The sequence below is a fragment of the Pseudomonas sp. SORT22 genome (genome assembly GCF_018417635.1).
In the GTDB taxonomy this organism is placed as follows: domain Bacteria; phylum Pseudomonadota; class Gammaproteobacteria; order Pseudomonadales; family Pseudomonadaceae; genus Aquipseudomonas.
In genome coordinates, this window is sequence record NZ_CP071007.1 from 4,974,806 (window position 1) to 4,988,054 (window position 13,249).

The 13,249-nt window shown below is 62.4% G+C and carries 16 protein-coding genes; all 16 read right to left on the minus strand.

Annotated features, from left to right (window positions below):
* Positions 1-46 precede the first annotated feature (46 nt).
* Positions 47-1,336 (minus strand): histidine--tRNA ligase, encoded by a 1,290-nt coding sequence (gene hisS, locus JYG36_RS22780; RefSeq protein WP_213602368.1) that lies wholly within the window; start codon positions 1,334-1,336, stop codon positions 47-49.
* A gap of 28 nt (positions 1,337-1,364) precedes the next feature.
* Complete coding sequence (gene ispG, locus JYG36_RS22785; protein WP_038997015.1) at positions 1,365-2,474, minus strand: flavodoxin-dependent (E)-4-hydroxy-3-methylbut-2-enyl-diphosphate synthase; 1,110 nt, start codon at positions 2,472-2,474, stop codon at positions 1,365-1,367.
* A 3-nt stretch (positions 2,475-2,477) separates the two neighbouring features.
* Positions 2,478-3,488 (minus strand): RodZ domain-containing protein, encoded by a 1,011-nt coding sequence (locus JYG36_RS22790; RefSeq protein ID WP_213602370.1) that lies wholly within the window; start codon positions 3,486-3,488, stop codon positions 2,478-2,480.
* Positions 3,488-4,246 carry a type IV pilus biogenesis/stability protein PilW gene (pilW, locus tag JYG36_RS22795; RefSeq protein ID WP_045196217.1) on the minus strand — a complete coding sequence of 253 codons (759 nt, stop codon included), beginning with the start codon at positions 4,244-4,246 and terminating at the stop codon, positions 3,488-3,490. The genes JYG36_RS22790 and pilW overlap by 1 nt, the downstream gene beginning before the upstream one ends.
* Positions 4,247-4,259: 13 nt before the next feature.
* The gene (rlmN, locus tag JYG36_RS22800) at positions 4,260-5,405 is read right to left on the minus strand and encodes a dual-specificity RNA methyltransferase RlmN (RefSeq protein ID WP_213602372.1); all 1,146 of its coding nucleotides are present in this window, start codon (positions 5,403-5,405) and stop codon (positions 4,260-4,262) included.
* A gap of 28 nt (positions 5,406-5,433) precedes the next feature.
* On the minus strand, positions 5,434-5,859 hold the full coding sequence (gene ndk, locus JYG36_RS22805) for a nucleoside-diphosphate kinase (RefSeq protein WP_007964426.1): 426 nt from the start codon (positions 5,857-5,859) through the stop codon (positions 5,434-5,436).
* Between the two features lie 91 nt (positions 5,860-5,950).
* Complete coding sequence (iscX, locus tag JYG36_RS22810; protein ID WP_045196212.1) at positions 5,951-6,151, minus strand: Fe-S cluster assembly protein IscX; 201 nt, start codon at positions 6,149-6,151, stop codon at positions 5,951-5,953.
* Positions 6,152-6,164: 13 nt separating this feature from the next.
* Positions 6,165-6,506, minus strand: coding sequence for an ISC system 2Fe-2S type ferredoxin (fdx, locus tag JYG36_RS22815; protein WP_045196210.1), 342 nt, complete (start codon positions 6,504-6,506; stop codon positions 6,165-6,167).
* A 3-nt stretch (positions 6,507-6,509) separates the two neighbouring features.
* Entirely contained in the window at positions 6,510-8,372 is a 1,863-nt protein-coding gene (gene hscA, locus JYG36_RS22820; protein WP_195885705.1) for a Fe-S protein assembly chaperone HscA, read from the minus strand.
* A 42-nt stretch (positions 8,373-8,414) separates the two neighbouring features.
* The gene (gene hscB / locus JYG36_RS22825; protein ID WP_045196206.1) at positions 8,415-8,936 is read right to left on the minus strand and encodes a co-chaperone HscB; all 522 of its coding nucleotides are present in this window, start codon (positions 8,934-8,936) and stop codon (positions 8,415-8,417) included.
* Between the two features lie 8 nt (positions 8,937-8,944).
* Entirely contained in the window at positions 8,945-9,268 is a 324-nt protein-coding gene (gene iscA, locus JYG36_RS22830) for an iron-sulfur cluster assembly protein IscA (RefSeq protein WP_045196204.1), read from the minus strand.
* A gap of 28 nt (positions 9,269-9,296) precedes the next feature.
* Entirely contained in the window at positions 9,297-9,683 is a 387-nt protein-coding gene (gene iscU, locus JYG36_RS22835) for a Fe-S cluster assembly scaffold IscU (RefSeq protein ID WP_002552476.1), read from the minus strand.
* A gap of 46 nt (positions 9,684-9,729) precedes the next feature.
* A complete protein-coding gene (locus JYG36_RS22840; protein ID WP_045196198.1) occupies positions 9,730-10,944 on the minus strand; it encodes an IscS subfamily cysteine desulfurase in 1,215 nt (404 codons plus the stop codon).
* A 42-nt stretch (positions 10,945-10,986) separates the two neighbouring features.
* On the minus strand, positions 10,987-11,478 hold the full coding sequence (gene iscR / locus JYG36_RS22845; protein ID WP_036993915.1) for a Fe-S cluster assembly transcriptional regulator IscR: 492 nt from the start codon (positions 11,476-11,478) through the stop codon (positions 10,987-10,989).
* A gap of 153 nt (positions 11,479-11,631) precedes the next feature.
* Complete coding sequence (gene cysE / locus JYG36_RS22850) at positions 11,632-12,414, minus strand: serine O-acetyltransferase (protein ID WP_115088644.1); 783 nt, start codon at positions 12,412-12,414, stop codon at positions 11,632-11,634.
* Positions 12,415-13,173 carry a tRNA (cytosine(32)/uridine(32)-2'-O)-methyltransferase TrmJ gene (gene trmJ / locus JYG36_RS22855; protein ID WP_093388088.1) on the minus strand — a complete coding sequence of 253 codons (759 nt, stop codon included), beginning with the start codon at positions 13,171-13,173 and terminating at the stop codon, positions 12,415-12,417. It lies immediately after the preceding gene.
* Positions 13,174-13,249 lie beyond the last annotated feature (76 nt).

Consider the following 13,249-nt stretch of genomic DNA (forward strand, 5'->3'; position numbering starts at 1 on the left):
TCGACACCCCAATACTCCTTTTCACCAAATCGGCTGTTGACTCGCCTCACGCCTGCGCGAGCGAGGCTTCCAGGTGCTCTGCCAGAGCATCCCAGGCAATGTTTTGTTGTTCGCCCTGACCGCGCAGGGGTTTGAAACCTACCACTTGTTGCGCCAGCTCGTCGTCCCCCAGGATCAAGGCGAACAGCGCGTTGCTCTTGTCGGCCTTCTTGAACTGGCTCTTGAAGCTGCCAGCACCGGCGTTGACCTGCAGGCGCAGGTTCGGCAGACGGTCACGCAGGCGCTCGCTAAGGGCCAGGCCGGCAAGCTCGGCCTGCTCGCCGAAGGCGCACAGGTAGACGTCGACCTGACGCTTGATCGACTCGGGTACCTGCTCGAGGGTTTCCAGCAGCAGGATCAGGCGCTCGATACCCATGGCGAAACCAACGCCCGGGGTCGGCTTGCCGCCCATCTGCTCGACCAGGCCGTCGTAGCGACCACCGGCACATACGGTGCCCTGGGAGCCGAGCTTGTCGGTGACCCATTCGAAAACGGTCTTGCTGTAGTAGTCCAGGCCGCGCACCAGTTTGGTGTTGATCACGAACGGAATGCCGGCGGCATCCAGGCGTGCCTTGAGGCCCTCGAAGTGCACGCGGGACTCTTCGTCCAGGTAGTCTTCGAGCTTCGGCGCATCGACCAGCACCGCCTGGGTATTGGCGTCCTTGCTGTCGAGGATGCGCAGCGGGTTGCTTTTCAGGCGGCGCTGACTGTCTTCGTCCAGGTGCTCCAGGCGCGCCGAGAGGAACTCGACCAGCGCGTCACGGTAGCGGGCCCGGGCTTCGCTGGTACCCAGGCTGTTGAGTTCGAGCTTGACCGCGTCGCGAATGCCCAACTGGCCCCAGAGGCGCCAGGTGAGCATGATCAGCTCGGCGTCGATATCCGGGCCGTCGAGGTTGAAGACTTCAACGCCAATCTGGTTGAACTGGCGATAACGGCCTTTCTGCGGGCGCTCGTGACGGAACATCTGGCCGATGTACCAGAGTTTCTGCACCTGGCCGCTGCCGGTGATGCCGTGCTCGAGCACGGCGCGCACGCAGGCGGCGGTGCCTTCCGGGCGCAAGGTCAGGGAGTCGCCGTTACGATCGTCGAAGGTGTACATCTCTTTTTCGACGATGTCGGTGACTTCGCCGATCGAGCGCTTGAACAGCTCGGTGAACTCGACGATCGGCGTGCGGATCTGGCGATAGCCATAGGTATCCAGCAGGCCGGCCACGGTGTTCTCGAAATAACGCCACAGCGGCGTCTGCTCGGGCAGGATGTCGTTCATGCCACGAATGGCTTGCAGCGATTTGCTCACGGAAAATCCCTTAACAATTCTGTGTCAGTCAGCCACGGGCGATCAGCGCCGCGTCGGCCTCGGCTTTTTCAGCCGCTTTCTGGCGGATGAGCTTTTCCAGCTCATCGACCAGGTTGTCATTGGTCAGCTTCTGCGCAGGCTTGCCGTCGATGTAGATCAGGTTCGGCGTGCCACCGGTGAGCCCCACGTGGGCTTCCTTGGCCTCGCCCGGGCCATTGACCACGCAACCGATCACGGCGACGTCCAGCGGTACCAGCAGGTCTTCCAGGCGCCCTTCCAGCTCGTTCATGGTCTTGACCACATCGAAGTTCTGCCGCGAGCAGCTCGGGCAGGCGATGAAGTTGATGCCACGCGAACGCAGGTGCAGGGACTTGAGGATGTCGTAGCCGACCTTGACCTCTTCGACCGGGTCGGCGGCCAGCGAAATGCGAATAGTATCGCCAATCCCGTCGGCAAGCAGCATACCGAGGCCCACCGCGGATTTCACCGTGCCCGAGCGCAGGCCGCCGGCTTCGGTGATACCCAGGTGCAGCGGCTGGATGATCTGCTTGGCCAGCAGGCGGTAGGCTTCGACGGCCATGAACACGTCAGAGGCTTTAACGCTGACCTTGAAGTCCTGGAAATCCAGGCGGTCGAGGTGCTCGACATGACGCATGGCGGACTCGACCAGCGCCGCCGGGGTCGGCTCGCCGTACTTTTTCTGCAGGTCTTTTTCCAGGGAACCGGCGTTGACGCCGATACGGATCGGAATACCGCGATCGCGGGCGGCATCGACCACCGCCCGAACGCGGTCTTCGCGACCGATGTTGCCCGGGTTGATGCGCAGGCAGTCAACGCCCAGTTCGGCCACGCGCAAGGCGATGCGATAGTCGAAATGGATGTCGGCAACCAGCGGTACGCTGACCTGCTGCTTGATCTTGCCGAAGGCCTCGGCAGCGTCCATGTCCGGTACCGAGACGCGCACGATGTCGACGCCGGCATCGATCAGGCGGTTGATCTGCGCCACGGTCGCGGCCACGTCATTGGTGTCGGTGTTGGTCATGCTCTGGACCGCGATGGGAGCATCGCCGCCAACAGGCACATTACCTACCCAGATTTTCCGGGATTCGCGACGTTTGATCGGAGATTCGCCGTGCATGACTTATTGTCCCAACTTCAGGCGAGCGGTCTCGCCACTGGTGAACGGCGCAACGTCGACAGGCTGGCCGTTGTAGCTGACCTGCACGCCGCGGGCAAAGCCCAGGCGTACCGAAAACGGCGGCTTGCCGGTCAGGTCCAGGCTGTCGCCCTTGCGCTTGATGGCGCTGAACAGCAGCTTGCCGTTGCCGTCGGTGACCGAGGTCCAGCAATCGGCGTTGAATTGCATGTGCAGCTGGCCGCTACCGGCCGGGGCTGGAGCGGCGACAGCAGGTGCTGCTGGCGCTGCGGCAACCACTGCACTGTTGACCACGGGCGCCACCGGGGCTGGCGCTGGAGCCGGTACAACCGGCGTGGTCGCGGTGCTGGCGGCAGGCGCAGCAGGCGTGGCAGCAGGGCTGGCCGGTGCTTGTTCGACAGGTGCAGCGCCAGCCGGTTCTGTCGGGGCCTGCTCAAGGCTCAAGGCAGTGCTTTGCGGTTGCTGGCCAGCGCTCACAGCCTGGTCTTCAGGCTCGTCCAGCGGGTGAATCTGGGTGGTGCCGTCGGCGCTCTCGACTTCGACGTGCTCCAGGGCCATGTTGGCCAGGTCCTTGCCACGCAGGCTGGTCTGGTCCTGCCACCAGAAGAAGCCACCACCGATCACCACCACCAGCAGCACCAGGCTGACGATACGCAGGATGTTGTGGGACAGGCGCACCGGCTCTTCGATGCGGCCAAGGGCGTGAACGTCGCTGCCCTGGGCGTGGGTGCCGGTGCACTGGTCGAAAGCCTGCACCAGGGCAGCCTGGTCCATGTCCAGCAGCTTGGCATAGGCGCGTATGTAGCCACGGGCAAAGGTATGCCCCGGCAGCTTGTCGAAGGCGCCGGCTTCTAGATTGTTCAGGGAACTCACGGTGAGGTTGAGCTTGCGGGCCACTTCGGCCTGGGACCAGTCCCTGCTCTCGCGGGCCTGACGCAGGATTTCACCGGGATTTTCGCGAGTCGCTGCTGCTGCTTCGGGATGCGCCGCTTTCATCATTGCTCCGACAGGTATTGCTGATATTCCGGCGTACCGGGATAAAGTCGTTGTAATTGCAGGCCCAGTTCGCTGGCCTTGTTCCGTTCTTCGAAGACGCTGGCCAGGCGGCTGCCCAGCAGCAGGCTGCGGGCACTGTGGTCGCTCAGCTGGCTGAAACGATCGTAGTAGTCACGGGCCGGCACATAATGCCTGTCTTCGTAAGACAACTCAGCCATTTCCAGCAACGCGCGCGGCTGCTGCTGGTTGAGTCGCAAAGCTTTTACCAGGTATTCCTGCGCTTCGGCGCGCTGCCCCAGCCTGAGCGCGGTCAGGCCAAGGTTCTCGAACACCCGGGAGCGTTCAGGATACAGGGTATCGGCCGCCGCTTGGGCAAACATCTGCTGCGCCTGGGCGTATTGCCCACGAGCATAAAGGAAACTGCCGTAATTGTTGCGAATTCGGGTGTCGTCCGGGCGCCGGGCCAGGGCCTTGCGAAAGTGCGCCTCGGCCAGTTCCGGCTCGTCTTCGGCCTGAAACACCAAAGCCAGGGCCGCATGGGCTGCGGCATCCTGGCTATCGAGGTCGAGGGCTTTTTTCAGCGGCGCCTTGGCCTGCTCGGTCAAACCTTGTTGCAAATAACCCAGGCCCAACTGCACATAGGCTTGGCGTGCCTGCTCGCGACCTTCACGACTGCCCAGCGCGTCCGAACTCCCGCCGGACACGCAACCTGCAAGCAGGGCGAGCGCCAGGATCGACAGCGCGAAGCGCAGGGTCATGGAGGTCCTCTCTTCAGTTGCGCGCAGCGCTTTCTTGCACGTCACCGTCGGCATTCAACTGACGTACGGCGATATAGCGCTCGCTGCGGCGGGTGCGGTCCATCACCTGGCCGACCAGCTGGCCGCACGCCGCGTCGATGTCTTCACCACGGGTGGTGCGCACGGTAACGTTGTAGCCGGCGTGATGCAGGTGGTCCTGGAAACGACGGATGGCGTTGTTGCTCGGCCGCTCGTAACCGGAATGCGGGAACGGGTTGAACGGAATCAGGTTGATCTTGCACGGCACGTTCTTGAGCAACTCGGCCATTTCCACGGCGTGTTCGAGCTTGTCGTTGACGTCCTTGAGCAGGGTGTACTCAATGGTCAGCACGCGCTTTTCGCCCAGCTGCGACATGTAGTTCATGCAGGCTTCGAGCAGGACCTTGAGCGGGTACTTCTTGTTGAGCGGTACCAGCTCGTTGCGCAGGGCATCGTTCGGCGCGTGCAGCGAGAGGGCCAGGGAGACGTCGATGTGCTTGGCCAGCTCTTCGATCATCGGTACCACGCCGGAAGTGGACAGGGTCACCCGGCGCTTGGAAATGCCGTAGCCGAGGTCGTCCATCATCAGGTGCATGGCGGCGACCACGTTGTCGAAGTTCAGCAGTGGCTCACCCATGCCCATCATCACCACGTTGGTGATGGCACGGTCGATGGTGGCCGGCACGCTGCCGAACGACTTGTTGGCAATCCACACCTGGCCGATCACTTCGGCGGCGGTGAGGTTGCTGTTGAATCCTTGCTTGCCGGTGGAGCAGAAACTGCAGTCCAGGGCGCAACCGGCCTGGGACGAGACACACAGGGTGCCACGCTTGCCCTGGGGGATGTACACGGTCTCGACGCAGCTGCCGGACGCCACGCGCACCACCCATTTACGGGTGCCGTCGCTGGAGATGTCCTCGCTGACCACTTCCGGACCGCAAATCTCGGCAACAGCCTTGAGCTTTTCGCGCAAGGCCTTGCCGACATTCGTCATGGCGTCGAAATCATCGACGCCAAAGTGGTGAATCCATTTCATTACCTGACCGGCACGGAAACGCTTCTCCCCGATAGAGTCGAAGAATTTTTCCATTTCCGGCTGGGTAAGTCCCAACAGGTTAGTTTTGCCAGTCGATGTCGTCATGGATTCACCCTCACCCGTAAGCTTTCGCTTAGCGAGTGGTTACCTCGGTAGCTGCGAAGAAGTACGAGATTTCGCGAGCAGCGGCGGCTTCGGAGTCCGAACCGTGAACGGCGTTGGCGTCGATGGACTCGGCGAAGTCAGCACGGATGGTGCCGGCAGCAGCTTCTTTAGGGTTGGTAGCGCCCATCAGCTCACGGTTCAGAGCGATGGCGTTTTCGCCTTCCAGAACCTGGACAACAACAGGACCGGAGATCATGAAGGCAACCAGGTCGCCGAAGAAGCCGCGCTCTTTGTGCTCAGCGTAGAAGCCTTCGGCTTCGGCTTTGGACAGTTGCTTGAGTTTCGAGGCAACGACGCGCAGGCCGGCTTTTTCGAAACGGGTGGTGATCTCGCCGATCACGTTTTTAGCAACGGCGTCAGGCTTGATGATCGAGAAAGTACGTTGAACAGCCATGGTGAAACTCCAGAAACGTTGAGTGAAGCGAAAAATTAAACCCGCGAATTATACGCGGGTTCCGGGGGATTGCCTAACCTGCCGAGCGCGCTCAGTCGGCTTCTTCGATCCAGGCCGCCTGGATGGCTTCGAGAACCTTCTCGCCGCCACGGGTCGGATCGTCACTGAATTCCGGCAATGCCAGCACCCAACGGTGCAGATCGACGAAGTTCACATAACGAGGATCAACTTCCGGCTTGCTTTCGGCAAGCTGGATTGCAATTTCAAGTACATCAACCCATTTCAGGCTCATGTCGGCTCCAGGATCAATGCGGCGCTTCGGCAGCGTGGTTGAGCGAGTATTTCGGAATCTCGACAGTTACATCCTCGGTACCGACCACGGCCTGACAGGTCAGGCGCGACGTAGGCTCAAGGCCCCATGCGCGATCCAGGAAGTCCTCTTCCAGCTCGTCAGCCTCATTGAGCGAATTGAAACCTTCGCGAATGACGCAGTGGCACGTGGTACAGGCGCAGACGCCACCACAAGCGCTTTCGATCTCAATGTGGTTGTCATGGGCCACCTCGAGAATGGATTTCCCGGTCTCGGCCTCCACGACCATGCCATCCGGGCAGAATCTCTCGTGGGGCAGAAAAATCACCTGCGGCATCAGTTATTCCTCGATCTCATTCAGGTTGCGCCCGGCCAAAGCGGCTTTTACCGTCGAATCAAGGCGACGGGCGGCAAAGGCATCGGTCACCTGCGACAGACGCTTGGTCTGTTGCTCGATGGCCGCGCCATCGGTGCCGTTGATCAAATCACGCAAGTCTTGCATCTGTTGCTCGATTGCCAGGCGCTCTTCGGCGTCCAGCAGGCGTTCGCCATCGGCGTCCAGGGCGCCCTGTACCGCTTCGAGCAGGCGCTCGGCGTCGACCTGGTGCTCGCGCAGCTGGCGCGCCACCTTGTCGAAACCGGCATGCTCGAAGGAGTCCTTGAGCATACGGGCGATTTCGCCGTCGGTCAGGCCGTAGGACGGCTTGACCTGGATGCTCGATTCGACGCCCGAGCCCAGCTCGCGCGCCGAAACGCTGAGCAGGCCGTCGGCATCGACCTGGAAGGTCACGCGGATCTTCGCCGCACCGGCAACCATCGCCGGGATGCCACGCAGTTCGAAGCGCGCCAGGGAGCGGCAGTCACTGATCAGTTCGCGCTCGCCCTGCAGCACATGAATCATCATGGCCGACTGGCCATCTTTGTAGGTGGTGAACTCCTGGGCGCGGGCAACCGGGATGGTGGTGTTGCGCGGAATCACCTTCTCCATCAGCCCACCCATGGTTTCCAGACCCAGGGACAACGGAATCACGTCCAGCAGCAGCAATTCGCCACCATCACGGCGGTTGCCAGCCAGGGTATCGGCCTGGATGGCGGCGCCGATGGCGACTACCTGGTCCGGGTCGATTTCGGTCAGCGGGGTACGCCCAAACAATGTGCCGACGGCCTCGCGCACACGCGGCACGCGGGTCGAACCACCGACCATGACCACTGCAGCAACTTCTTCGAGCTCGACGCCGCTGTCACGCACGGCGCGGCGGCAGGCCTTGAGGCTGCGGGCGACCATGGGCTCGATCAGGGCATCGAAGGCACTGCGGGTCAGCTCGGCCTGCCAGTTGCCATAGGCGACCGTGACCACATCAGCATTGGTCAGGGCCTCTTTGGCTGCGCAGGCGGTCTGCAGCAGCTGGCGCTGGGCACCCGGATCGAGGTCCGAGGACAGGCCGGCCTGCTCGACAATCCAGCTGGCGATGGCGTGGTCGAAGTCGTCGCCGCCCAGGGCGCTGTCGCCACCGGTGGCCAGCACTTCAAAGACACCGCCGGTCAGGCGCAGGATCGAGATATCGAAGGTACCGCCACCCAGGTCATAGATGGCCACCAGGCCTTCGGCATTCTGGTCCAGGCCATAGGCCACGGCCGCCGCGGTCGGCTCGTTGAGCAGGCGCAACACGTTCAGGCCGGCCAGACGCGCGGCGTCCTTGGTGGCCTGGCGCTGGGCGTCGTCGAAATACGCCGGCACGGTGATCACCGCGCCAACCAGTTCGCCGCCGAGGGTCTCTTCGGCGCGCTGGCGCAGCACCTTGAGGATGTCGGCCGAGACTTCCACCGGGCTTTTCGGGCCCTGGACGGTGTCGATGAACGGCATGTGCGACTCGCCACCGACAAAGCGGTACGGCAGTTGCTCACCCAATTGCTTGACGTCTGCCAGGCCACGGCCCATCAGGCGCTTGACCGACAGCACGGTGTTGAGCGGGTCGCTGGAGGCGGCGTCGCGGGCGCTCTGGCCGACATCGATGTGGTCAGCGTGATAGCGCACTGCGGACGGCAGGATCACCCGGCCTTGGGCATCGGGCAGGGGCTCGCTGCGGCCGCTGCGCAGGGCAGCAACCAGGGAATTGGTGGTACCAAGGTCAATACCCACCGCCAGGCGACGCTGGTGCGGCTGGGGGCTCTGACCGGGTTCGGCGATCTGCAGTAGGGCCATGCTTATCTGAATACCAGGGGCGCCGCCAGAAGCAGCGCCGGGTTAATCGTCGAGGCGCTCTTCCAGCTGGCGCACTTCGTAGGCGAGCTTGTCGAGAAACTGCATGCGGCGCATCAGGCGCTCGGCCTGTTCACGCTGCGCAGGATCATCCCAGCAGGCGGCGAAGTCCTCGTTGAGTGCTTCCTGGGCGGCTTTCAAGCGACGCTTGAAGACGGCCACGCCATCGAGGTCGGCACTGTCCTGGAGGTCTTCGAGCTCTTCACGCAGCTGCATCTGCTGCAGCAGGAACTCGGGATCATGGACGGTGACTTCCTGCGGCACTTCATGGCCGCCGATCGCCAACAGGTAGCGGGCACGCCGGGGCGCGCTCTTGAGAGTCTGGTAGGCCTCGTTCAGCGCAGCCGAACGCTCCAGCGCAATGCGCTGTTCACGTTCGGAGGCATCGGCGAAGCGATCCGGATGGACCTCGCGGGCCAGCTCGCGATAGCGAACAGCCAGCTTGTCGAGGTCCAGACGGAAGCCAGGTTGCAGGTCAAACAGGGCGAAATGACAAGGAGTACCCACGCGCAGCCTCAGACGTTGAAGCTTTCGCCGCAGCCACACTCACCGCGCACGTTGGGGTTGTTGAACTTGAAGCCTTCGTTCAACCCTTCCTTGACGAAATCCAGCTCGGTACCGTCGAGGTACGTCAGGCTTTTCGGATCGATGATGACCTTTTCGCCATGGCTTTCGAAGACCTGGTCATCGGAGGTTACTTCATCGACGAACTCCAGCACATAGGCCAGGCCCGAGCAGCCAGTGGTGCGCACGCCAAGGCGAATACCTTCACCCTTGCCGCGTCCGTCGAGGGAGCGCCGCACATGTTTGGCGGCGGCTTCTGTCATGCTGATAGCCATCGAGACTCCTTACCTGCAACAGGCGACCTTAGAGCAAACCTTTCTTCTGCTTGTAATCGCGCACGGCCGCCTTGATGGCGTCCTCGGCGAGTACCGAGCAGTGGATTTTAACCGGCGGCAGCGCCAGTTCTTCGGCCAGCTGGGTGTTCTTGATGGTTTCCGCTTCGTCCAGGGTCTTGCCCTTCATCCACTCGGTAGCGAGGGAGCTGGAAGCGATGGCCGAACCGCAGCCGTAGGTCTTGAACTTGGCGTCTTCGATAACGCCCTGCTCGTTGACCTTGATCTGCAGGCGCATGACGTCGCCGCACGCCGGAGCGCCGACCATGCCGGTGCCGACATCCGGGTCCTCGGCATTCATCTTGCCGACGTTACGCGGGTTTTCGTAGTGGTCGATGACCTTTTCACTGTATGCCATGGTGCAATTCCTTCCTCATCAGAGAGCCGCTCTTGTCGGCGACTACTTAGTGCGCAGCCCACTCGATCTTGGAGATGTCGACGCCGTCTTTGTACATATCCCACAGCGGCGACAATTCGCGCAGCTTGGTTACGGCCTCGCAAACCTTCTGCGCGGCGTAGTCGATTTCTTCTTCGGTGGTGAAGCGACCGAAGGTAAAGCGGATCGAGCTGTGTGCCAGTTCGTCGTTGCGGCCCAGGGCACGCAGCACGTAGGACGGCTCGAGCGAAGCCGAAGTACAGGCCGAGCCGGACGAAACGGCCAGGTCCTTGAGCGCCATGATCAGCGACTCGCCTTCGACGTAGTTGAAGCTCAGGTTCAGGTTGTGCGGAATGCGCGCGGTCATGCTGCCGTTGATGTACAGCTCTTCGAGGCCTTCAACCTGCTTGTAGAAGCGGTCGCTCAGGGCCTTGATGCGCAGGTTCTCGCTGGCCATCAGCTCTTTGGCGATGGCGAAGGCTTCGCCCATGCCGACGATCTGGTGGGTGGCCAGGGTGCCCGAACGCATGCCGCGCTCGTGACCGCCGCCGTGCATGGTGGCTTCCAGGCGCACGCGAGGCTTGCGGCTGACGTACAGCGCGCCAATGCCTTTAGGGCCATAGGTCTTGTGCGCCGAGAACGACATCAGGTCGACCTTGAGCTTTTGCAGGTCGATCTCGACCTTGCCGGTGGACTGCGCGGCATCGACGTGGAACATGACGCCGCGGGCGCGGGTCAGCTCGCCAATGGCGGCGATGTCGTTGATGGTGCCGATTTCGTTGTTCACGTGCATGATCGACACCAGAATGGTGTCTTCACGCAGGGCAGCTTCAACCATGGCCGGGGTGATCAGGCCATCGGCGCCTGGCTCGATGTAGGTCACTTCAAAGCCTTCACGCTCCAGCTGACGAGTGCTGTCCAGGACAGCCTTGTGCTCGATCTTGGAGGTGATCAGGTGCTTGCCCTTGGTGCTGTAGAAGTGCGCGACGCCCTTGATTGCCAGGTTGTCGGACTCGGTGGCACCGCTGGTCCAGACAATTTCACGCGGGTCGGCATTGACCAGGTCGGCGACCTGGCGACGGGCGTTCTCGACCGCTTCTTCGGCTTTCCAGCCAAAGACGTGGGAGCGCGACGCCGGGTTACCGAAGTTCCCGTCGACCAGCAGGCAGTCGCTCATCTTCTGGGCAACGCGTGGATCGACCGGGGTGGTCGCGGAGTAATCGAGGTAGATCGGCAACTTCATTGAATATCTCCTATCAGGCGGTCGCGCCGCGCGTCGAAACGGTCATTCGACGGCGGACGTCTCAATCTTGTCCAGCTGCGGTGCCCGGCCTGCGATACGACGCAGATCCTGGCGCTGGGCGACTTCTTGTACCTCACGGCGAGTGACAAGGTCAGCCAGGCTGATGCCGCTGAGGAATTCGTGAATCTGCTGGCTGAGGTCGCACCACAGGTGGTGGGTCAGGCAGGTGTCGCCGGCGTGGCAATCACCCAGCCCCTGGCAGCGCGTGGCATCGACCGATTCGTTGACCGCATCGATGACCTGGGCGACCTGAATGCTCTCCATGCTTCGCGACAGCTGGTAGCCGCCGCCAGGGCCGCGCACACTGGAAACCAGGCTGCTGCGGCGCAGCTTTGCAAACAGCTGCTCCAGATAAGAGAGGGAAATGCCTTGGCGCTCGGAAATGTCGGCCAGAGACACCGGCCCATTCTGCGCGTGCAACGCCAGGTCGAGCATGGCGGTCACGGCGTATCGGCCTTTTGTAGTCAGTCGCATGGCTAGTAGGTACCACGGGGTTACGGGATGGGAGCGAGTATGCTATTCCCGAGCATTTAAGTCAACTATAAGACCTAGTGCTTTAGTCGGGTTTACCGCAAGAGGGCGGCGGAATGATAGCAAACTAAGGGGCGCTTGCGCACGCCCCTTCTGTCAATGCGTCGACGCGTCGCTGCGGGCCTCATCCTTGATCTCGGCGAAGTCCTCTTCACGCAGTGCCGGCAGCTCCTTGGCGCAGTAGTCGCTGCCAAGATTCTTAAGCGCGCCGCACATGTCTTCCAGGCGCCCGTCGACCGCCTGCAGGTGGTCAAGCAACTGACCAATGGCGCGGGCCACCGGGTCGGGCATGTCTTCGCTGACGCCATAGGCATCGAAGCCGATCTTCTCGGCCATGGCCTTGCGCCGGGCCTCGACCTCGGCATCGGTCTTGACGATGATCCGCCCGGGGATACCCACCGCAGTCGCGCCGGCCGGTACCGCCTTGGTGACCACCGCGTTGGAACCGATCTTGGCTCCGGCGCCGACGGTGAACGGCCCCAGCACCTTGGCCCCGGCACCAACGACCACGCCGTCTTCCAGGGTCGGGTGACGCTTGCCCTTGTTCCAGGTGGTACCGCCCAGGGTCACGCCCTGGTACAGAGTGACGTCGTCGCCGATCTCGGCGGTTTCGCCGATGACGATGCCCATGCCGTGGTCAATGAAGAAGCGCCGCCCCACCTTGGCACCAGGGTGAATCTCGATCCCGGTCAGCCAGCGGCCGAAGTTCGACACCAGCCGCGCCAGCCACTTCCAGTCCCGCCGCCACAAGGCGTGCGCCGCGCGATGCAGCCAGATCGCGTGCATGCCGGGGTAGCAGGTCAGCACTTCAAAGGCATTGCGCGCCGCCGGGTCGCGGTGGAAAACGCTCTGGATATCTTCACGCAGACGCTCGAACATCTATTGATCCTTGCGCTTATGCGGCTCGCCACGGGCCGCTTTCTGGGTTTCGGTGAGAATGCCGCGCAAAATACTCATTTCCGAACGATCCACCGAGCTGCGCCCGTACAGGCGACGCAGGCGCGGCATCAGGTGCCTGGGCTTGAGCGGGTCGAGAAAGCCGATATCGACCAGGGTCTTTTCCAGGTGCTGGTAGAACAGTTCCATTTCATCCATGGTCGCCAGCTCGCTGCTGTCGACTACTTCCACCGGCGACGCCTGCCCTTCCTGCGCCAGCCAGGCCATGCGCACCTCATAGGCCAGCACCTGCACTGCGGCGCCGAGGTTCAGCGAACTGAAGTCCGGGTTCGAGGGGATGTGCACATGGAAATGGCAACGCTGCAGTTCTTCGTTGGTCAGGCCGGCGTGCTCACGGCCAAACACCAGGGCAATCTCTTCGCCCTGAACGGCATGCTCGATGACCTTGCTGGCGCACTCGCGCGGGTCGACCAGCGGCCAGGGGATGCGGCGCTCGCGGGCACTGGTACCGAACACCAGGTTGCAGCCGACCAGCGCCTCTTCAAGGGTGGCGACCACTTGTGCGCCGCCCAGCACATCATCGGCACCCGACGCACGGGCATCCGCCTCGGGCGAGGGAAAATGCTGCGGATCGACCAGCACCAAGCGCGACAAGCCCATGTTTTTCATGGCACGCGCAGCGCCGCCGATATTGCCGGGGTGGCTGGTATTGACCAGAACAACACGAATATTTTGCAGCAAGGCGAGCGCTCACAGACGTTGCGAAGGGGGAGCAAATCTTACAGAAGCGACCGACTTTACGCTACGAAAGCAAATG